Origin of the sequence: Pseudomonas sp. 1912-s, from assembly GCF_029269205.1 — a bacterium.
Lineage (GTDB): Bacteria > Pseudomonadota > Gammaproteobacteria > Pseudomonadales > Pseudomonadaceae > Aquipseudomonas.
Genome location: NZ_JARIXR010000003.1, coordinates 120,682 through 141,337, shown reverse-complemented (window position 1 = coordinate 141,337; position 20,656 = coordinate 120,682). Strand labels below are relative to the sequence as shown.

Here is a 20,656-nt window from a genome sequence, read left to right as displayed (position 1 = left end):
TTTAACGCGCCCGCGACGGAACCGACCGGGTGCGACCGCTGCCGTCGATGGCAACGAACACAAACACCGCCTCGGTGACCTTGCGCCATTCGCTGGACAGCGGGTCGTCGCTCCACACTTCGACCATCATCTGGATCGAGCTGCGGCCGATTTCCAGGGCCTGGGTATAGAAGGACAACTGTGCGCCGACTGCCACTGGCACCAGGAATGCCATGCGGTCAATCGCTACGGTCGCCACGCGGCCTCCGGCAACCTTGCTCGCCATGGCCGTGCCGGCCAGGTCCATCTGCGCGACCAGCCAGCCGCCGAAGATGTCGCCGAAACCGTTGGTTTCACGCGGGAGTGCGGTGATTTGCAGGGCGAGATCGCCTTGCGGGATAGGATCTTCTTGTTCGAGTTCGATCATGCCGGTGCCTCTGACCCGTGACGCTTCATGGGTATTTCAAGTGGATAGCCGTCTTCTGGAAAAACGTTTCAGCACCAACATACACCGCTCGATGCGTTTCTCGTAAGGCGTACTAAAGGGAAACTCTGCCAAATCGGCTGGCGGGCAGCCAACGGCGTTTTGGCACAGCAGCCCCTCAAGGATGCGGGTCTGGCGCTTGCAATGGCCGAGTATATCGAGCCGTCGGCGCCACGACGACCTCCTGCGGCTCATTTGGTCGGTAAATAGACGCTGTATCGCGGCTTTTTCCGGCAACTGTGCTCCTGCTCATGTTAATTGCACGTCTGCGACGGGAATATTTCGCTCATCTGAACTGTTAACTGCTCAACGCTGTGCTTTTTCAAGCGATTTGCTATCTTGCCAAGCCTGCCGCAAGTCCCGGGCTTGCCGTCCTGACTACTATAAGAGAAGCCTTGCCATGTCCTCCGTGCCCGCAAGCAGCGCGCAACCTTCGCGCCCGCTGACCCGCAACGACTACAAAACCCTGTCGCTGTCTGCCTTGGGCGGGGCGCTGGAGTTCTACGACTTCATCATTTTCGTGTTTTTTGCCACGGTGGTCGGAAAGCTGTTCTTCCCCGCCGACATGCCCGAATGGCTGCGCTTGATGCAGACCTTCGGCATCTTCGCCGCAGGCTACCTGGCGCGGCCGCTGGGCGGGATCATCATGGCGCACTTCGGCGACCTGCTGGGGCGCAAGAAGATGTTCACCCTGAGCATCTTCATGATGGCCGTGCCGACCCTGATCATGGGCCTGCTGCCCACCTACGCACAGATCGGCCTGTGGGCGCCGATCCTGCTGTTGCTGATGCGCGTGATCCAGGGCGCAGCGATTGGCGGTGAAGTGCCGGGCGCCTGGGTGTTCGTGTCCGAGCACGTGCCGCCGCGTCATATCGGTTATGCCTGCGGTACCCTGACCAGCGGCCTGACGGCGGGCATCCTTTTGGGTTCGCTGGTGGCGACCGCCATCAACACCCTCTATAGCCCGGAGCAGGTGTCGGATTACGCCTGGCGGATTCCTTTCCTGTTGGGCGGTGTGTTTGGCCTGCTGTCGGTGTACCTGCGTCGCTGGCTGCATGAAACCCCGATTTTCGCCGAGATGCAGCAGCGCAAGACCCTGGCGGCTGAACTGCCCTTGCGCGCGGTGTTGCGTGATCACCGTGGGGCCATCGTGCTGTCGATGCTGCTGACCTGGTTGCTCTCGGCCGGCATCGTCGTCGTGATCCTGATGACCCCGACCGTGTTGCAGACCGTCTACCACTTCAGCCCGACTGTTTCGCTGCAAGCCAACAGCCTGGCCATCGTTACCCTGAGCATTGGTTGCATCATTTCCGGCGCCCTGGCTGACCGCTTCGGTGCGGGCCGTGTGCTGATCGCCGGTTGCGCATTGCTGCTGGCAACTTCCTGGACGCTGTACCACAGCCTCGCCAATCATCCTGACTGGCTGTTCCCGCTGTATACCCTGACCGGCCTGTTTGTGGGCACGGTCGGCGTGGTGCCCTACGTGATGGTGAAAGCCTTCCCGCCAGTGGTGCGCTTCAGCGGTCTGTCGTTCTCCTACAACGTGGCGTACGCGGTGTTCGGCGGCCTGACGCCGCTGGTGGTGTCGCTGCTGATGAAGGAAAGCCCGATGGGCCCGGCGTACTACGTGGCAGTGATCTGCACCATGGGCATGCTGGTGGGTGCTTATCTGTGGAAGCGCGGGCGGTAAGCCGCTAGTTGAAGATCGTTCCTACGCACCAGCGTAGGAACGATCATGGATTACAGAGTATTTCTGGTACGTCGCTCCTATCGCTTCAACCTCCTCGCAAGCCCCCGAATTTATTGAACTGCCCCTTCCTGTCAGGTTTTTCATGAATGATGGCCTTTCATCTAATTGTCATATTACGGACATAGAGTGTTCACACGGCCTACCGATACTTGGCCCCGATCCAATTATCCCTATCTGCTAGGAGCAAGGCATGAAACTGAAACGTTTGATGGCGGCAATGACTTTTGTCGCTGCTGGCGTTGCGACCGCTAACGCGGTAGCCGCTGGTGTTGACCCGGCCATTCCGGCTTATGTGAAGACCACTGGTGTGTCGGGCAACCTGTCCAGCGTTGGTTCCGATACCCTGGCAAACCTGATGACCCTGTGGGCTGAGGGTTACAAAAAGGAATACCCGAACGTCAACATCCAGATTCAGGCCGCCGGCTCCGCCACTGCACCTCCTGCGCTGACTGAAGGCACCTCCAACCTGGGCCCGATGAGCCGCAAGATGAAGGACACCGAACTGGCTGCCTTCGAGCAGAAGTACGGCTACAAGCCAACCGCTATCCCGGTTGCCGTGGATGCCCTGGCCGTGTTCGTGCACAAGGACAACCCGATCCAGCACCTGACCATGGAACAAGTCGACGCGATCTTCTCCTCGACGCGTCTGTGCGGCGCCAAAGCTGACGTCAAGACCTGGGGCGACCTGGGCGTGACCGGCGACCTGGCCAACAAGCCAGTGCAACTGTTCGGTCGTAACTCGGTGTCCGGCACCTACGGCTACTTCAAGGAAGAAGCCCTGTGCAAAGGCGACTACAAACCTAACGTGAACGAACAACCAGGTTCGGCGTCGGTTGTGCAGTCCATCAGCTCCTCGCTGAACGGCATCGGTTACTCGGGCATCGGTTACAAAACCGCCAGCGTGAAAACCGTGGCCCTGGCCAAGAAAGGCAGCACTGACTTCATCGAAGACAGCGAAGAAAACGCCCTGAACGGTAAATACCCGCTGTCGCGCTTCCTCTACGTTTACGTCAACAAAGCCCCGAACAAGCCTCTGGCCCCGCTGGAAGCCGAGTTCGTGAAGCTGGTTCTGTCCAAACAGGGCCAGGAAGTGGTAGTGAAAGACGGCTACATCCCGCTGCCAGCCAAAGTTGCCGCCAAGGCACTGGCTGACCTGGGCCTGAAAGAAGGTGGCAAATAAGCCGCCGGTAAACTTGTCTTGAGCCGGGGTTTAGCCGCGGTTCAAGACCTGGGCGGGGTCTGCAGGACCTGGACCTCGCCTCCCATTTTTCAGTCTGCTGCCAGCTACGCTGCGCGGCGGATTTCTTGCGTCACTGCATTGTCATCTTTCTGTCATACAGGATCGCTAGGGTGTGCGCATGAATGATCTGGCCAATTCCACCATGACGACGACTTCTCCCCCCAAGCGCATTGATTTCAATACGCCTGAGCTGCAACGCAAGCGCCGAATCCGCGCGCTCAAGGATCGCCTGACCCGCTGGTACGTGCTGATTGGCGGCCTCGCCGTGCTGGGCGCGATCACCTTGATCTTCTTCTTTCTTGCCTATGTGGTCGCGCCGCTGTTCCACGGCGCCAACCTGACCAAGGAAGAGGCCCTGACGCCGGCCTGGCTGCAGGACGCCGGCAAGCCGCTGATGATTTCCATGGAAGAACAGAACCAGGTCGCCATGCGGGTTTCCGACAGGGGCCAGGCACTGTTCTTCAGCGTTGATACGGGGGCCGAACTCAAGCGCGTTGACCTGCCATTGCCGGCCGGTGTGACAGTTGCTTCCATTGGTGAGGACCAGCCGGGCAGCCCGCTGGTGATCCTCGGCCTGTCTAACGGCCAGTCCCTGGTGTTCCGCCATACCTATAAAGTGTCGTACCCGGACGGCAAGAAGACCATCTCGCCCGCCATTGAATACCCTTACGGCGAAACGCCGATCGTCCTCGACGAACAAGGTCGTTCCCTTGAGCACGTAGCCTTGAATGCTACCGACTCGACGCTGGTGGTGGCCGGTTCCAGCGGCGCCCATCTGAACGTGCTGTCTATCAGCCGTGAAGAAAACATGATGACCGAGGAAGTCACCACCGAGCAGAAGCGCATCGAACTGCCGCAAATGACCGAGCCGGTGAAAGCCATTTTCGTCGATCCGCGCCAGCAGTGGCTGTACGTGATCAACGGCCGCGCCCAGGCCGACGTGTTCAGCCTGCGGGACAACAGCCTCAACGGTCGATACAAATTATTGGAAGACGGCGTTGCGCAAGTCACCGCCAGCACCCAACTGGTGGGCGGCATCTCGCTGATCATCGGTAACTCCAGCGGTGGCCTGGCGCAGTGGTTCATGGCCCGTGACCCGGACGGCGAACAGCGTCTGAAACAGATTCGTACTTTCCAGATGGGCACCGCGCCTATCGTTGAAATCACCGCCGAAGAACGTCGCAAAGGCTTCACCGCCCTCGACGCCTCCGGCAAGTTCGGCGTGTTCCACAGCACCGCCCACCGCACGCTGCTGGTGGACCCGGTGGTCGAGGGCACCGGGATCTTCGGCATGTCGCCACGGGCCAACCGGGTGATCGTCGAAGCCGGCGGCAAGCTGCAACCGCTGCTGCTGGACAACCCGCACCCGGAAGTGTCCTGGAGCGCGTTGTGGAGCAAGGTCTGGTACGAAAACTACGACGAGCCTAAATACGTCTGGCAATCGACCGCCGCCAACACCGACTTCGAACCCAAGATGAGCCTGGCCCCGCTGACCTTCGGCACCCTGAAGGCCGCGTTCTACGCCATGCTGCTGGCGGCGCCACTGGCGGTTGCCGCTGCGATCTACACCGCTTACTTCATGGCCCCGAGCCTGCGCCGCAAGGTCAAGCCGGTGATCGAGTTGATGGAAGCGATGCCGACGGTGATCCTCGGTTTCTTCGCCGGTCTGTTCCTGGCGCCGTATGTGGAAGGGCATCTGCCGGGGATTTTCAGCCTGCTGATGCTGCTGCCGATCGGCATCCTGGTGGCCGGCTTCATCTTCAGCCGCCTGCCGGAGTCGATCCGCCTGCGGGTCCCGGATGGCTGGGAAAGCGCGATCCTGATCCCGGTGATCCTGTTTGTGGGCTGGCTCTCGCTGTACATGAGCCCGTACCTGGAAACCTGGTTCTTCGGCGGCGACATGCGCATGTGGATCTCCCACGACCTGGGCATCACCTACGACCAGCGCAACGCCCTGGTCGTCGGCCTGGCCATGGGTTTTGCGGTGATCCCGAACATCTACTCCATCGCCGAAGACGCCGTGTTCAGCGTGCCACGCGGCCTGACCCTTGGCTCGTTGGCCCTGGGCGCCACGCCATGGCAGACCATGACACGCGTGGTGATCCTGACCGCCAGCCCGGGCATCTTCTCGGCGCTGATGATCGGCATGGGCCGTGCGGTGGGTGAAACCATGATCGTGCTGATGGCCACCGGTAACACGCCGGTGATGGAGATGAACCTGTTTGAAGGCCTGCGCACCCTGGCGGCGAACGTCGCGGTGGAAATGCCCGAGTCGGAAGTCGGCGGCAGCCACTACCGCGTGCTGTTCCTCTCGGCGCTGGTGCTGCTGCTGTTCACCTTCATCATGAACACCCTCGCCGAGCTGATCCGTCAGCGTCTGCGCAAGAAATACTCGTCGCTTTAAGAAAGGTAGAAGTCTGTGAAACAGAACTCCCTGAATGGATGGTTCAAGAGCGGCGCCCCGGGCGTCTGGATCAGCGGTGGCGCGGTGTCCATCGCGGTCATCATGACCATTGGTTTGCTGGCCGTGATTGCCGTGCGTGGCCTGGGCCACTTCTGGCCGGCCGACCTGATCCAGGCCAACTACAACGTGCCGGGCCAGGAAAACCACATTGTCATCGGCGAAGTGGTGCAGAAAGAAGAAGTGCCCCGCGAGCGCCTGAAAAGCGCCGGCTTGCCGGTGCCGGACCAGGCCCCGGAGTTCATGACCCGCGAGCTGATCAAGGTCGGCAACCGTGACTTGAACGGCAACGACTTCACCTGGATCGTCGGCGAGTGGCTGACCAACCAGACCAAGCCTGTCGAGCTGATGACCATCGAGCGTCGTGAGTGGGGCAACTTCTACGGCACCCTGGTCAACGTCAAACAGGACGGCAAGGTCATCGCTGAAGGCGAGGCCGCCTGGCCGGAACTGCAAGCCCGTGTCGACCGCGTCAACAAGCTCGCGGCCCAGCTCAAGACCCTTGAGAAGTCCGACATCGGCGCGATCAACGCCGGCCTCGAACGCATCCGCCTGCACGGTCGCAAGCTGGAGCTGGAAGGCAAGCTGGACGCTACCGCCCAAGCCGACATGGACAGCGGCCGCGCCGAGCTGAACAACCGCTACAAAGACATCGAAGCCCGCCTGGCGGACCTGCACACCCAGTTCAACCGCGACAGCCTCACCGCCCGCGATGGCAACGGCAAAGAAATCGAAATCGGCATCGGCAAGGTGGTGCACGCTTACCAGCCGAACGCCATGGGCTACCTGACCAAGGTCGGCTTCTACTTCAGCAAGGTCTGGGAATTCCTCAGCGACGACCCACGGGAAGCCAACACCGAAGGCGGGATCTTCCCGGCGATCTTCGGCACCGTGATGATGACCCTGATCATGGCGATGATTGTGACCCCGTTCGGCGTGCTGGCGGCGGTGTACCTGCGTGAATACGCCAAGCAGAACACCCTGACCCGCATCATCCGCATCGCGGTGAACAACCTGGCCGGTGTGCCTGCCATTGTTTACGGCGTGTTCGGCCTCGGCTTCTTCGTTTACGTACTGGGCGGCTCGCTCGACCGGCTGTTCTTTGCCGAAGCCTTGCCGGCACCGACCTTCGGTACGCCTGGCCTGCTGTGGGCGTCCCTGACCCTGGCGCTGCTGGCGGTGCCGGTGGTGATCGTGGCCACTGAAGAAGGCCTGGCGCGGATTCCCCGCACCGTGCGTGAAGGCTCTTTGGCACTGGGCGCAACCAAGGCGGAAACGCTGTGGAAGATCGTGCTGCCAATGGCCAGCCCGGCGATGATGACCGGCATGATCCTCGCCGTGGCCCGGGCCGCCGGTGAAGTGGCGCCACTGATGCTGGTGGGTGTGGTGAAACTGGCGCCGTCGCTGCCGGTGGACGGCAACTACCCGTACCTGCACCTGGACCAGAAGATCATGCACCTGGGCTTCCACATTTATGACGTCGGCTTCCAGAGCCCCAACGTCGAGGCCGCGCGGCCGCTGGTGTACGCCACCGCGCTGTTGCTGGTGCTGGTGATCGCCACGCTCAACCTGTCGGCGGTGTGGATTCGTAACCACCTGCGCGAAAAATACAAAGCGTTGGACAGTTAAGCGGGCACCTGTGGGAGCTGGCTTGCCTGCGATGCCGGCGACTCGGTTGAACAGGTACACCGCGGTGATGCCATCGCAGGCAAGCCAGCTCCCACAGGGTTAGCGTTAGACACAGATTTTGAGTAAGCCGCCCCGGCGGTTCAACGAAACGAATTGGTAGCACAGGGAGCATCCCATGCAACAAGACACTCATTCCCACGGCATCAACATGTCAGCCCTGGGTCGCGACAAGCAGAGCCTGAGCCTGGCCCAGGAAACCGTGGCCATCGAAGTGCCGGGCCTGAGCCTGTACTACGGCGACAAGCAGGCGCTGTACGACGTCAGCATGAACATCCCCAAGCAACGCGTGACCGCCTTCATCGGCCCGTCCGGCTGCGGCAAGTCGACCTTGCTGCGCACCTTCAACCGGATGAACGACCTGGTGGACGGCTGCCGCGTCGAGGGCGCCATCAACCTGTACGGCACCAACATCTACCGCAAGGGCGAAGACGTGGCCGAGCTGCGTCGCCGGGTGGGCATGGTGTTCCAGAAGCCGAACCCGTTTCCCAAGACCATCTATGAAAACGTGGTCTACGGCCTGCGCATCCAGGGCATCAACAAGAAGCGCATCCTCGACGAAGCCGTTGAGTGGGCACTGAAAGGCGCGGCGCTGTGGGACGAGGTCAAGGACCGCCTGCACGAGTCGGCCCTCGGCTTGTCCGGCGGCCAGCAGCAACGTCTGGTGATCGCCCGCACTATCGCCGTGGAGCCTGAAGTACTGCTGCTCGATGAACCGTGCTCGGCACTCGACCCGATCTCCACGTTGAAAGTCGAAGAGCTGATCTACGAACTGAAATCCAAGTTCACCATCGTGATCGTGACCCACAACATGCAGCAGGCGGCGCGGGTTTCCGACTACACCGCGTTCATGTACATGGGCAAGCTGGTGGAATTTGGCGACACCGATACCCTGTTCACCAACCCGGCGAAGAAGCAGACCGAAGACTACATCACCGGTCGCTACGGCTAGCAGCTGGTAGGTTGCACACTGAACTGATGCTGCGGTCGACCGCACCTTACCGGACGTTCCAAGGACGCCAACATGATTAGCAAAGAAGGCCTTACCCATCACATCTCCGCGCAGTTCAACGCCGAGCTTGAGGAAGTGCGCAGCCACCTCCTGGCCATGGGCGGGCTGGTGGAGAAGCAAGTCAACGATGCGGTCACCGCGCTGATCGAGGCCGACTCGGGCCTGGCCCAGCAAGTGCGCGAGATCGATGACCAGATCAACCAGATGGAACGCAACATCGACGAAGAATGCCTGCGCATCCTGGCCCGTCGTCAGCCGGCGGCGTCCGACCTGCGTTTGATCATCAGCATCTCCAAGTCCGTGATCGACCTGGAGCGCATCGGCGACGAAGCCACCAAGATCGCCCGCCGCGCCATCCAGTTGTGCGAAGAAGGCGAAGCGCCGCGCGGTTACGTCGAAGTGCGCCACATCGGCGACCAGGTGCGCAACATGGTCCGCGACGCCCTCGACGCGTTTGCCCGCTTTGACGCCGAACTGGCGTTGTCGGTGGCGCAGTACGACAAGATCATCGACCGCGAATACAAGACCGCCCTGCGCGAGCTGGCGACCTACATGATGGAAGACCCGCGCTCTATCTCGCGGGTGTTGAGCATCATCTGGGTCCTGCGTTCGCTGGAGCGCATCGGCGACCACGCGCGCAATATCTCGGAACTGGTGATCTACCTGGTGCGGGGTACCGACGTGCGGCACATGGGCCTCAAGCGCATGAAAGCCGAAGTTGAAGGCACTGCCGATCAAATCCCTAATGTTCCGGGCGTTCCTGACGATAAGTAAGATTGCCCGAGAAATAAACGCCCGGCCTTTGGTCGGGCGTTTTCGTTTGTGGCGTACGAATTTTGCGCGGCGGGGAAACGTAAAGTCCTGGCGTGACTGAAGAGTTTTGGCGAAATGCCATCAGCGAAGCGTTATGCTTGCCGGGGTTTTTATAGGATGAAGGGTCGATGAGCAAAGTCAGTGTGTTGGTGGTGGATGACGCCTCGTTTATTCGCGACCTGGTGAAGAAGTGCCTGCGCAACTACTTCCCGGGGATCAAGATCGAAGATGCGGTGAACGGCAAAAAGGCCCAGGCCATCCTGATGCGCGAAACCTTCGACATGGTGCTGTGTGACTGGGAAATGCCGGAAATGTCCGGCCTGGAGCTGCTGACCTGGTGCCGCGAGCAGCCTCATCTGAAAGCCATGCCGTTCGTCATGGTGACCAGCCGTGGTGACAAGGAAAACGTGGTGCAGGCGATCCAGGCCGGGGTTTCCGGCTACGTCAGCAAGCCCTTCACCAACGAGCAGCTGCTGAACAAGGTCAAGCAGGCGCTGAACAAGATTGGTCGCCTCGACGCGTTGATCGCCAGCGCGCCGACCAAGATGAACTCGGCGTTCGGCAACGACTCCCTCAGCGCCCTGACGGGCGGCAAGCCTGAAGCAGTAAAGCCGGCTCCGGTGGCCGCACCCAGCAAAGGCTTGCTCAACAGCCCGCCGGTGCAGGCCGCTCCGACCGCATCGCCCGCCAGCGGTCGTGGCCAGGGCCAGTTGCGCCTGTCCAGCGGCACCCAGCAATGCGTGATCAAGGCCTTGAGCATCAAGGAAGCGCTGCTGGTGGTGCGTCGCGGCGAAGTCCTGCCTCAGGTACTGGAAAGCGCCGTGCTCGACCTGGAGCAGGGTGAAAATGCCGAGGTGGCGCGCCTTAACGGCTACCTGCACGCCGTCGTGGCCTACGAGCCCAAGCCGGACAGTGATTGGCTGCAACTGACCTTCCGGTTTATCGACCAGGACGCGCAGAAGCTCGATTACATCTCGCGGCTGATCGCTCGCGGCACCGCGCAGAAGCATTTTGTGCCGGGCGCGTGACCTGGCAGTCAATTCAGGCCAACGCTTTACCTGTGGCGAGGGAGCTTGCTCCCTCGCCACAGGGCCAGTGGACGGTTCACATAGCACTGTCATGATCCCTTGTTAGCCTGCCATTCAGTCGTCCCTGGCAGGCAACCCCATGTTCGCGCGCTCACTGCTGTTCTGTGGATTGTTAATCACCGCCCCTTCGGCGATGTCCATGACCCTCTACAAATCCATCGACGCTGACGGCGCCGTGGTTTTCAGTGACCGGTACACGCCCGGGGCGCAGGCGTTTGTGTATCAGGAGCGGGTGATGCCCAAGCCTGTACATCCTGCGCAACCTGTTTCCTATCGATATCCCTTGCCCTGGCGCGGCGGGCCGTTCCGACTCACTCAAGGCCCGAACGGCACCTTCAGCCACTCCGAGCTCAAAAGCCGCTATGCGATGGATATTGCCATGCCTGAAGGCACGCCGATCATCGCGGCGCACGCAGGCGTGGTGCTGAAAACCGAGAACGCCCAGGCCGGGCGCAGCGGCGACCCGTCGGGCAATTTCGTGCGGGTGCAGCACGATGACGGTACTCAAGGTGTGTACCTGCACCTCAAGCAAGGGTCGGTCAGCGTCAGGGAAGGGCAGCGCGTGGCGGTGGGCAGCCCGTTGGCGCTGTCGGGCAATACCGGCAACAGCAGCGGGCCGCATCTGCATTTTGTGGTGCAGCGCACGACGGCGTTGGGGCTGGTGTCGATTCCGTATGAATTCAACCAGCCGGTGCAGGCGTTGCCCAACTTTGCGTTGGGCACGCGGTAAGGCTTTTGTAGGAGCGAGCTTGCTCGCGAAAAACCTGAGGGCGCCGCTGGGCGCCAGGTTGCCGGCAGCGCCTTGGCCATAGCCCTATTGCCCCTCCCTACCACTCATCGTAACTGTTACTTTTCACAGGTTCCATGGTGGTCTCGTTTCGCCAGACTGTCGTTCAACAGTGCGTTACCGGGGCACTGAACGAGAGAGGGACTTCCAATGAATCAGTCGATTTCGATGCATGAGGCGAGAAAAGCTATTGATGATTTTCGCCCGAACCGCGACCCCTTGAAACAGCCTTGGGTCGAGGGTGGCGAGGATGGAGAGATTAGCTACGCCATGCTGGAGCAGGGGCTTACTGTTCTCTTTAGTTTTGTGGATGGCATGCATGTTGGCGACCGCTACAGCGTGACCTTCAACGACTCTGATGGTGTTAGCGCAGGCGTTTCCGGGACAGTTGAACAGGAAGATGTCGATATCGTTTCATTTCTTGCTCCAGAGAAGGCATTGATGCTCCAGGGGCTGCAGGTGCAGTTGTACTACAGGTATCACGAATATCCGGCTGAAGAGCAGATATCACCCATTACCTTGCTCAATATCGAGGGTTCAATGTACTCGCCGATAGTGGACGAGGCCGTTCACGGTGTTATCCCGTCCCCTGTAGTCACGGTCGGTGCAACACTCAGGCTGCGTGCAGGGCTGGCGTTCACGCCAGGGGCTGTTGTATCGGTGTATTGGGTCGGCTCCAACAGCAGTGGATGTTTTGTACGTTATCTAATCGTTCAAGACCGAGAAGATTGGATCATTCCTGTAGAGCCCCGATTCCTTGAGCCGAACAGACACGGCACCGTTCACATTGTCTACACCGTTCATTCTGTGAATGGGTCGCGGACTTCATCTGCGATAGCGCTTTATGTGGCGGGTGACTTGCTGGCGCCGCAGCCTGTCCATATCGGAGGTGGAGGTTATTACACGCCACTGCACCTATTGCCCTTTGACGAAGAAGGGTTGATCCCGTTTCAGTTCCCTACCGAGGGAATGCAGGAGGGCGAGCTTGCGACATTGTTGTTGCTGGGGAGCGAGCTAGGCAGTGAGCGTATCTTGCGCCGTGAGGTGACGGCGTCGGAAATTGCCGATGGATACATGGCATTCGGTGTCCCGATCCGATTTCCGCAGATTGGTAGTCAGGCGGTACTCCTGGGTGTATTGGAACGGCGTTCAGGGGAAGTGGTGGGATCGCCTGCCGTTCAGTTGGGAATCAACCAGGATAAAACGCGCGCCGATGCGGTCGTCTAAAAAAGGTCCGTCAGCCCCGCATTTGAACTGTATTCGGATGCGGGGTTGACGCAGCGATTGATGCGGTTGGAAATTGGCGGGTCAGTCGAGCAACAGCACCTTGGCCAACACGATCTTCGGCCCTTTCATCTTCTTGATGATGATCCGCAAGCCTTCGACTTCCAGCACTTCTTCCTCTTCCGGCACCCGTTTCAGGGTGTCGTAGATCAGCCCTGCCAGGGTCTCGGCTTCGATGTGGTCCAGGTCGACGCCCAGCAGGCGTTCCACCTTGAACAGCGGCGTGTCACCACGCACCAGCAGCTTGCCCGGCTGATACGCAAGGATGCCGCGCTCGGCCTTGCGGTGTTCGTCCTGGATGTCGCCCACCAGCACTTCCAGCACGTCTTCCATGGTCAGGTAGCCGATGACCTTGCCGTCGGCTTCTTCCACCAGGGCAAAGTGCGCGCCGCCCTTGCGGAACTGCTCCAGCAGTTGTGACAGCGGCATGTGGCGCGATACGCGCTCCAGCGGGCGGGTCAGCTCGGCCAGGTTGAACGACTCGGGGATGTGGTCCAGGGCCGCCAGTTCCAGCAGCAGGTCCTTGATGTGCAGCAGGCCGACGAACTCGTTGCGCACCGCGTCGTACACCGGGTAGCGGCTGAACTTGTGGCGGCGGAACAGCGCCAGGATTTCCTTGAGCGGGGCGTTGAAGTCCAGGGTCACCAGGTCTTCCCGGGAGTTGGCCCAGTCGACCACTTCCAGCTCGCCCATTTCCACGGCGGAGGCCAGTACACGCATGCCCTGGTCGCTCGGGTCCTGGCCACGGCTGGAGTGCAGGATCAGTTTCAGTTCTTCACGGCTGTAATGGTGCTCGTGGTGCGGGCCGGGCTCGCCCTGGCCGGCAATGCGCAGGATCGCGTTGGCACTGGCGTTGAGCAGGTAGATCGCCGGGTACATGGCCCAGTAGAACAGGTACAGCGGCACGGCGGTCCACAGCGACAGCAGCTCGGGCTTGCGGATGGCCCAGGACTTGGGCGCCAGCTCACCGACCACGATGTGCAGGTACGAGATCACGAAGAAGGCGGCAAAGAACGACACGCCCTTGATCACTTCCGGCGACTGCACGCCGATCGCGCCCAGCAACGGTTCGAGGATGTGTGCAAAGGCCGGCTCACCGACCCAGCCCAGGCCCAGGGAGGCCAGGGTGATACCCAACTGGCAGGCCGACAGGTAGGCGTCGAGCTGGCTGTGTACGGTGCGCAGGATCTGCCCGCGCCAGCCGTTTTTGTGGGCGATGGCCTCGACCCGGGTCGAGCGCAGTTTGACCATGGCAAATTCCGCCGCAACGAAGAAGCCGTTGAGCAGTACCAGGATCAGTGCAAAAAGAATCATGCCGAAGTCGGCGAAGAGTGTCGCGAGGGTGATGCCAGGGGAAGGGTCCATGATGGGGTTTTGCGGGTTCCGTCTAATCAAAAAGGGTGAGCAGGTGGGCCTGAAAGGCAGGCACAAGTCAGCCAATGTAGCGGCTGACGGGGCGCTTGCCTAGTGGCGGCTGCCAGGTGGAGGGTCACTCGTCCTGATGAGTAACCCGTGAACGCGTCATCTGGGCCGGCGGGAAATGACAGGTGAAGGTACTGCCATGGCCCAGCACGCTGCTGATTTCCAACCGTGCGCGATGGCGCAGCAGCACATGTTTGACGATAGCCAGGCCGAGTCCCGTGCCGCCGGTGTTGGAGTTGCGGCTGGAGTCGACGCGGTAGAAGCGTTCGGTGAGGCGCGGCAAGTGCTTGGCGTCGATGCCCATCCCGGAGTCCTGCACGCTCAGGTGTGCGCCCTGGTCGTCGGCCCACCAGCGGATGCGGATATTGCCCTTGTCCTGGGTGTATTTGACGGCGTTGAACACCAGGTTGGAAAATGCGCTGCGTAGTTCGCCTTCACTGCCCTTGAGCAGGATCGAGGGGTCGGCTTCGAGGGTAATCTGCTGTTCCCGCTGCCCGGACAAGGCCTGGGCGTCGCTCTTGATGGTCTGCAACAGGCTTTGCACCGGTACCGGATGGTTGTCTGACGGGTAATCAGTGGCTTCCAGCTTGGCCAGCAACAGCAGGTCGTTGAGCAGGGTTTGCATGCGCCCGCCTTGCTGCTGCATCTGCTGCAGGGCGCGGGTCCAGCGCGGGTTCACGTCTTCGACGTTGTCGAGCAGCGTCTCCAGGTAGCCGCAGATCACTGTCAGCGGGGTGCGCAGTTCATGGGAGACGTTGGCGACGAAGTCCTTGCGCATCTGTTCCAGCTGATGGATACGCGTGACATCGCGCACCAGCATCAAATGTTCGTTATTGCCGTAGCGCGTCAGGTACAGCTGAATGCGCACGCGGTCGTTGGTCGGCGACGGGATCTCCAGAGCTTCTTCGTAGTTGTCTTGCTCGAAGTACTCCTTGAAGCGCGGGTGGCGAACCAGGTTGGTCACCGGCTGGCCGCTGTCCTGGGGCGTCTTGAGGCCCAGCAGGGTTTCGGCGGCGCGGTTCCACCATTCCAGGTTGCCGTCGCTGTCGAGCATGATCACCGCGTCTTTCAGGGCGGCAGTGGACTCCTGAACCCGATCGATTACCGCTTGCAGGCGTCCGCGTACGCGTTGGTCGCGGCGTTGCAGGTGGTAGATGCTGTCGAACACCTCGCCCCACAGGCCGTAGCCGTCGGGTGGCGCTTCGTCGGGTTTGTGCTGGCGCAGCCACTCGTGCAGGCGCAGCAATTGCTTGAGGGTCCAGCCCAGGTAGAGGCCCAGGCCGACGGCCAGGCTCCAGCCGTAATAGCCGCTGACCAGGCCCACCAGCAGGCAGCCGGTGATCAGCAGGAGCATGTGGCGGATCAGGGTGCCATGCCAGTTTTGATTCACTTAAACACGCGTCCTTTCAGCTGTTTGGGCAGTTCGGTGCGGTTCAGCCTTTGGTGGAGAACCGGTAGCCGGTGCCGCGCACGGTTTGTACCAGATTCTCGTAAGCGTCGCCCAAGGCTTTGCGCAAGCGGCGGATATGCACGTCGACGGTGCGCTCTTCCACATACACGTTGCCGCCCCAGACCTGGTCCAGCAACTGGCCACGGGTGTAGGCGCGTTCCTGGTGGGTCATGAAAAATTGCAGCAGGCGGTATTCCGTGGGGCCCATCTCGGCCGGCTTGCCGTCAATGGTCACGCGGTGGCTGATCGGGTCCAGAATCAGGCCGTCGACTTCGATCGGCGCTTCACCATCGGTAGGGCCGGCGCGACGCAGCACGGCTTTCAGACGGGCGACCAGTTCCCGTGGGGAAAAGGGCTTGGTGATGTAGTCATCGGCACCGACTTCCAGGCCCTGGATCTTGTTGTCCTCTTCACCCTTGGCGGTGAGCATGATGATCGGGATATCCCCGGTCAGCTCATCGCGCTTCAGGCGACGGGCCAACTCGATGCCGGAGGTGCCGGGCAGCATCCAGTCCAGCAGGATCAGGTCCGGCTTGCGGTCGACGATAATGGCATGGGCCTGCTGGGAGTTCTCCGCCTCCAGGCAGTCATAGCCGGCCATTTCCAACGCAACGGCGATCATCTCGCGAATGGGCGCTTCGTCGTCAACGATCAGAATGCTCCTGCCAACCATGCTAAATCCTCTTGTCATTTAACTGTCTTGCGCCGCATTAGATAACGGAATTATTGCAGTCGTGTGACAGTAATTTAGTCGCTCGGGCAATCGGCGCCTCTCTGGACTACGCTTTGGGTCCGAATCCTGACAACCACAAAAGGAAGGTTCCCATGACTCACAGTACTTTTTCCTGGAAAGCCCTGCTGGTAACGGCTGCGTTGACGCTGCCGACACTGGCGTTTGCGGCGGAGCCCGGGATGGCGAAGGGCGGGATGCTGGTGGACCACAAGGGTATGACCCTTTACACCTTCGACAAAGACAAGGATGGCAAGTCCAACTGCAACGGAGACCCCTGCGAAACCAACTGGCCGCCCCTGAAGGCGGAATCCACGGATAAACCGGCCGGCAAATGGACGGTCATCACCCGTGAGGATCAGACCAGTCAGTGGGCGTATGAGGGCAAGCCGGTTTATACCTTTAAGAATGACAAAGCGGCAGGCGACAAGTCTGGAGACGGTAAAGGCGACGTCTGGCACGTCATCAAACCCTGATCACAGCTGTGGCGAGGGGACGTGCCCCTCGCCCTTGATCACTTGAAGGCGTAGTCCGCCACAATCCCGACAAAAATCGCCAACCCGGCCCAGTGGTTGTGCAAAAACGCCTTGAAGCATTTGAGCCGGTCCTTGTCCCGTGTGTACCAGAACTCCCAGGCAAAACACCCGGCCGCCGCCAGCAAGCCCAGGTGGAACCAGCCACCCAACTCAAAGCGCATCCCCGCCAGCCACAGGCAAGCCAGGGCCAGGCCCTGCAACGTCAGGATGATCACCCGGTCGGCCTCGCCAAACAGAATGGCGGTGGATTTGACCCCGATTTTCAGGTCGTCATCGCGGTCGGTCATGGCGTAGTACGTGTCGTAACCCACCGTCCACAACAGGTTGGCGATGTACAGCAGCCAGGCAGCGGCGGGCAGGCTGCCCGTCTCGGCGGTGAACGCCATCGGCATGCCCCAGGAAAACGCCGCGCCCAATACCACCTGCGGGTAATAGGTGTAGCGCTTCATGAACGGGTAGCTGGCCGCCAGCGCGAGGCCGCCCAGGGACAGCCAGATCGTCATGGAGTTGGTCAGCAGCACCAGCAGGAAACTGATGAACATCAGCACCGCGAAGAACACCAGTGCCTCTTTCGAGCTGATCTTGCCGCTCACCAGCGGGCGCTGTTCGGTGCGTTTCACATGGCCGTCGACCTTGCGGTCGGCCCAGTCATTAATCACGCAACCGCCGGCCCGGGTGAGTACCACGCCAAGCACAAAGATCAGGATATTGAGCAGCGATGGCGAACCCTTGCCGGCAATCCACAGCGCCCACAGCGTGGGCCACAGCAGCAGATAAATGCCGATGGGCTTGTCCATGCGGGTCAACTGGATGAAGTCCCAGGCCCTTGGGTTCAAGTGATTCAGGGATTTGAGCAGGCGCTGATACATCAGCAGTTCTCCGGGTGGTCGTGCACGGCTTGCCACAAGGTCGGCAGGAAGATCTCGGCCACCAGCACGCTCAGCGGCCCGCGATCAAAACGCGAGCGGCGTGCCCACAGGTGATCGGCCTGGTCCGCCACGGGCAGCCATTTCCGTGGGTAGCGGCATACCTCGATGGCCTGGCGCGTGAAGGCGTGGTCACTAAACAACAACTCCCCCAGCGACCGGCTGCCCAACTCATCCATGTGCAAACCATCACCCTGCAACGCGCTGCGGGCCGCCACGCTGCGGGCAAACACCCAGGGCTGGCCGTGGCCGCGCAAATACACCTCGCGCACCCAGCCGATGCTGGCGGCGGGCAAGTCCAGGGTGGCGCATTCGTCGTCACGCAGTGGCTGCCAGCCTTCGAACAGCGGCGTCACGCTGAAGCCATCGCTGGACAGGCGCGTGAGGCGCCGGGTCAGCGAACCTTCATCGAACAGCCAGTCGAGTGTCAGCGGCGCGGGCAGTGGGCTCAGAAGGCTCTGGGTCAGCCATCGGCAAGCATCGGGAAGGGCGTTTGAATGCGGCACGGAGGGTCATTATTGGCAGTTAATGAGGCGGCGAGCTTACCATGGCGCCCTGGACTTTTGCCGGGGCGCGCCAGGCTCATGCGTCGATCATGCTTGCATCTGCGGCTGCTGATCAGTACAAAACGCCCTGAGCCGCACGGCAAGGTTGCATCTATCGACCGTGGGCCAACGCGCCTGGACCTGAGGAAACAAGCAATGAAGAAGTGGCAATGTGTCGTCTGTGGCCTGATCTACGACGAAAAAGACGGATGGCCGGATGATGGCATCGCTCCGGGCACGCTGTGGCAGGACGTCCCGGAAGACTGGCTGTGCCCGGACTGCGGCGTGGGCAAAATGGATTTCGAAATGATCGAAATCGGCTGAAACCAGAATTTAACTACAAGGAGAAAGGAATGAACGCACCTGTCGTGATCGTCGGCACGGGCTTGGCCGGTTACAACCTGGCTCGGGAGTTTCGCAAGCTCGATAGCGAAACCCCGCTGTTGCTGATCACCGCAGATGACGGGCGCTCCTACTCCAAACCCATGCTCTCCACCGGCTTTGGCAAGAACAAGGAAGCCGACGGCCTGAGCATGGCGGAACCGGGCGCCATGGCCGAGCAGTTGAAAGCCGAAGTGCGCACCCACACCCGCATCAGCGGCATTGACCCGGGCCATAAGCGCTTGTGGATCGGTGAGGAAGCGGTAGCCTACCGCGACCTGATCCTGGCCTGGGGCGCAGAAACCGTGCGGGTGCCGGTACAGGGTGACGCCGCTGACCTGATTTTCCCGATCAACGACCTCGAAGATTACGCGCGCTTCCGTGCGGCGGCGGCCGGTAAACGCCGGGTGCTGCTGCTGGGCGCCGGGCTGATCGGCTGCGAGTTCGCCAACGACCTGATCCTGGGCGGCTACGAGATCGACCTGGTGGCGCCGTGCGAGCAAGTCATGCCGACCCTGCTGCACCCGGCGGCGGCCGCAGCGGTGCAGGCCGGCCTGGAAGGCCTGGGAGCGCGTTTCCACCTGGGCCCGGTGCTCAATCGCCTGCAACGCAACGCTGACGGCCTGGAAGCCCATCTGTCTGACGGTGAAGTGATCCAGTGCGACCTGGTGGTGTCTGCCATCGGCCTGCGCCCGCGTGTCGACCTGGCCGCTGCGGCGGGCTTGCAGATCAACCGCGGGATCATGGTCGACCGTCACCTCAAGACCTCCCACGCCAACATCTACGCCCTGGGCGACTGTGCCGAGGTCGATGGCCTGAACCTGCTGTACGTGATGCCGCTGATGAGCTGCGCCCGCGCCCTGGCCCAGACCCTCGCGGGCAACGCGACCGCCGTCAGCTACGGCCCGATGCCCGTCACGGTAAAAACCCCGATCTGCCCGCTGGTCGTCTCGCCACCGCCACGAGGCACCGAAGGCGTCTGGAGCGTCGAAGGGCAGGGCGCCGACATCAAGGCCCTGTGCCGCGACGCCAGCGGGCGCCTGCTGGGCTACGCGCTGACAGGCACTGCCGTGATGGAAAAACTCGCCCTCAACAAAGAACTTCCACCGTTGCTGGCGTAAATAGCGGTCGTTCTGTCGGATTAAGCATCATTTTGACCGTAGAAAGGTCGCCGTGAGACTGGCGCAGGCCCCGATGGCATGCCATCCTCACTCCCGTCTGCCGCAGAGTAGAGCCTGCGGCGCCTTGGGCGCTGCTCCGATAGAGAGCAGCACGGACATAACAACAAAAAACCGTCAAAGAGGCTTCACTTATGCGTAAACCAGAACTCGCAGCCGCTATTGCAGAAAAAGCAGACCTGACCAAAGAACAGGCCAACCGCGTACTCAACGCCGTACTTGAAGAAATCACCGGCGCGCTGCATCGCAAGGACAGCGTCACCCTGGTGGGCTTCGGCACCTTCCTGCAGCGCCACCGCGGCGCCCGCACCGGCAAAAACCCGCAAACCGGCGAGCCGGTGAAAATCAAGGCGAGCAACACCGTTGCGTTCAAGCCAGGCAAGTCGCTTAAAGACAGTGTCAATCCGTAAGTCATGTAGAACGCGCTACGCACATGCGAGTGTGAGCGCGGGATGAAAAATGGGCACGCCGACTGGGTCGGGTGCCCATTTTTTGTTGGGGGCTGGTACGTATGCCAGATTAAGCCAGTTCGCCTAAACGCGTTTTTAGAGCGTCGATTTGCTCTTCCACTGCCTTGATGACATCAGCACTGCCTCCCCACATATCAAGAAACCCCCAGTCTTCATTGGGTGGGTCAATCATTTGGGTCAGTATTGAAATCGCGTGCTGGATCAGGGGCTTCAGTTCTGCCAAATGCTCCGCTGGCCATATATAGGGGTTGCCTAGGGTTTGTAATAGATAACAGGCAGCCCTAAAGGCGTCATAACGTTCTTCAGTGGGATCAAACTGGTTAATTTCGTTGATCAGGACTGCGAAATTCTGTTGTTTCCAAAATTCTTGAAACCAGTCGGTGGCTTCATCGTTTTCCCAAGGATTGTAATTCCAGGCGCCCATTTTTTACTCC

General features: G+C 60.8%; 20 protein-coding genes. 13 read left to right on the top strand and 7 right to left on the bottom strand.

Annotated features, from left to right (window positions below; all coding sequences use genetic code 11):
• Window position 1: 1 nt before the first annotated feature.
• Complete coding sequence (locus P3C29_RS05350) at window positions 2-406, bottom strand: acyl-CoA thioesterase (RefSeq protein ID WP_003176975.1); 405 nt, start codon at window positions 404-406, stop codon at window positions 2-4.
• A 457-nt stretch (window positions 407-863) separates the two neighbouring features.
• Between P3C29_RS05350 and P3C29_RS05345 the strand changes: the two genes are divergently transcribed.
• The 9 genes from P3C29_RS05345 to P3C29_RS05305 all read left to right on the top strand — a co-directional run bounded on the left by P3C29_RS05345 (window position 864) and on the right by P3C29_RS05305 (window position 12,527).
• Window positions 864-2,153 carry an MFS transporter gene (locus P3C29_RS05345; RefSeq protein WP_010168327.1) on the top strand — a complete coding sequence of 430 codons (1,290 nt, stop codon included), beginning with the start codon at window positions 864-866 and terminating at the stop codon, window positions 2,151-2,153.
• A 250-nt stretch (window positions 2,154-2,403) separates the two neighbouring features.
• Complete coding sequence (locus tag P3C29_RS05340) at window positions 2,404-3,393, top strand: phosphate ABC transporter substrate-binding protein PstS (RefSeq protein ID WP_003213401.1); 990 nt, start codon at window positions 2,404-2,406, stop codon at window positions 3,391-3,393.
• Window positions 3,394-3,823: 430 nt separating this feature from the next.
• Window positions 3,824-5,857 carry an ABC transporter permease subunit gene (locus tag P3C29_RS05335; RefSeq protein WP_275964113.1) on the top strand — a complete coding sequence of 678 codons (2,034 nt, stop codon included), beginning with the start codon at window positions 3,824-3,826 and terminating at the stop codon, window positions 5,855-5,857.
• A gap of 15 nt (window positions 5,858-5,872) precedes the next feature.
• Window positions 5,873-7,543: a phosphate ABC transporter permease PstA gene (pstA, locus tag P3C29_RS05330; protein WP_275964039.1), complete on the top strand. Its 1,671-nt coding sequence runs from the start codon at window positions 5,873-5,875 to the stop codon at window positions 7,541-7,543.
• Between the two features lie 175 nt (window positions 7,544-7,718).
• The gene (pstB, locus tag P3C29_RS05325) at window positions 7,719-8,552 is read left to right on the top strand and encodes a phosphate ABC transporter ATP-binding protein PstB (protein WP_010168321.1); all 834 of its coding nucleotides are present in this window, start codon (window positions 7,719-7,721) and stop codon (window positions 8,550-8,552) included.
• A gap of 72 nt (window positions 8,553-8,624) precedes the next feature.
• Window positions 8,625-9,386, top strand: coding sequence for a phosphate signaling complex protein PhoU (gene phoU, locus P3C29_RS05320; RefSeq protein ID WP_010168319.1), 762 nt, complete (start codon window positions 8,625-8,627; stop codon window positions 9,384-9,386).
• 167 nt (window positions 9,387-9,553) lie between these two features.
• Window positions 9,554-10,453, top strand: a complete 900-nt coding sequence (locus P3C29_RS05315; RefSeq protein WP_010168318.1) for a response regulator — start codon at window positions 9,554-9,556, stop codon at window positions 10,451-10,453.
• Between the two features lie 139 nt (window positions 10,454-10,592).
• Complete coding sequence (locus P3C29_RS05310) at window positions 10,593-11,243, top strand: peptidoglycan DD-metalloendopeptidase family protein (protein WP_275964038.1); 651 nt, start codon at window positions 10,593-10,595, stop codon at window positions 11,241-11,243.
• Between the two features lie 207 nt (window positions 11,244-11,450).
• Window positions 11,451-12,527 (top strand): hypothetical protein, encoded by a 1,077-nt coding sequence (locus P3C29_RS05305; protein WP_275964037.1) that lies wholly within the window; start codon window positions 11,451-11,453, stop codon window positions 12,525-12,527.
• 81 nt (window positions 12,528-12,608) lie between these two features.
• Here P3C29_RS05305 and P3C29_RS05300 read toward each other — a convergent pair whose 3' ends face one another.
• The 3 genes from P3C29_RS05300 to phoB form a co-directional block, all read right to left on the bottom strand.
• On the bottom strand, window positions 12,609-13,949 hold the full coding sequence (locus P3C29_RS05300; RefSeq protein WP_003213385.1) for a hemolysin family protein: 1,341 nt from the start codon (window positions 13,947-13,949) through the stop codon (window positions 12,609-12,611).
• A 124-nt stretch (window positions 13,950-14,073) separates the two neighbouring features.
• Window positions 14,074-15,360, bottom strand: a complete 1,287-nt coding sequence (phoR, locus tag P3C29_RS05295; RefSeq protein WP_275964112.1) for a phosphate regulon sensor histidine kinase PhoR — start codon at window positions 15,358-15,360, stop codon at window positions 14,074-14,076.
• A 79-nt stretch (window positions 15,361-15,439) separates the two neighbouring features.
• Complete coding sequence (gene phoB / locus P3C29_RS05290; RefSeq protein WP_003195617.1) at window positions 15,440-16,129, bottom strand: phosphate regulon transcriptional regulator PhoB; 690 nt, start codon at window positions 16,127-16,129, stop codon at window positions 15,440-15,442.
• A 152-nt stretch (window positions 16,130-16,281) separates the two neighbouring features.
• Here phoB and P3C29_RS05285 point away from each other — a divergent pair, with 152 nt between their 5' ends.
• Window positions 16,282-16,662, top strand: coding sequence for a hypothetical protein (locus P3C29_RS05285; protein WP_201125719.1), 381 nt, complete (start codon window positions 16,282-16,284; stop codon window positions 16,660-16,662).
• Between the two features lie 38 nt (window positions 16,663-16,700).
• On the opposite strand, the gene ubiA is transcribed toward P3C29_RS05285, so the two are convergent.
• Window positions 16,701-17,591: a 4-hydroxybenzoate octaprenyltransferase gene (gene ubiA / locus P3C29_RS05280; RefSeq protein ID WP_275964036.1), complete on the bottom strand. Its 891-nt coding sequence runs from the start codon at window positions 17,589-17,591 to the stop codon at window positions 16,701-16,703.
• Entirely contained in the window at window positions 17,591-18,154 is a 564-nt protein-coding gene (locus tag P3C29_RS05275) for a chorismate lyase (protein ID WP_275964035.1), read from the bottom strand. Before P3C29_RS05275 ends, ubiA begins: the two co-directional genes overlap by 1 nt.
• Before the next feature lie 195 nt (window positions 18,155-18,349).
• On the opposite strand from P3C29_RS05275, the gene P3C29_RS05270 reads away from it, so the two are divergent.
• From P3C29_RS05270 to P3C29_RS05260, 3 genes are all read left to right on the top strand, one after another.
• Window positions 18,350-18,517, top strand: a complete 168-nt coding sequence (locus tag P3C29_RS05270; RefSeq protein ID WP_003213373.1) for a rubredoxin — start codon at window positions 18,350-18,352, stop codon at window positions 18,515-18,517.
• A 29-nt stretch (window positions 18,518-18,546) separates the two neighbouring features.
• A complete protein-coding gene (locus tag P3C29_RS05265) occupies window positions 18,547-19,695 on the top strand; it encodes an FAD-dependent oxidoreductase (protein ID WP_201125716.1) in 1,149 nt (382 codons plus the stop codon).
• A gap of 191 nt (window positions 19,696-19,886) precedes the next feature.
• The gene (locus tag P3C29_RS05260) at window positions 19,887-20,162 is read left to right on the top strand and encodes an HU family DNA-binding protein (RefSeq protein ID WP_003213368.1); all 276 of its coding nucleotides are present in this window, start codon (window positions 19,887-19,889) and stop codon (window positions 20,160-20,162) included.
• Window positions 20,163-20,271: 109 nt separating this feature from the next.
• Here P3C29_RS05260 and P3C29_RS05255 read toward each other — a convergent pair whose 3' ends face one another.
• On the bottom strand, window positions 20,272-20,646 hold the full coding sequence (locus P3C29_RS05255; RefSeq protein ID WP_201125715.1) for a DUF4259 domain-containing protein: 375 nt from the start codon (window positions 20,644-20,646) through the stop codon (window positions 20,272-20,274).
• Between the last annotated feature and the right edge of the window lie 10 nt (window positions 20,647-20,656).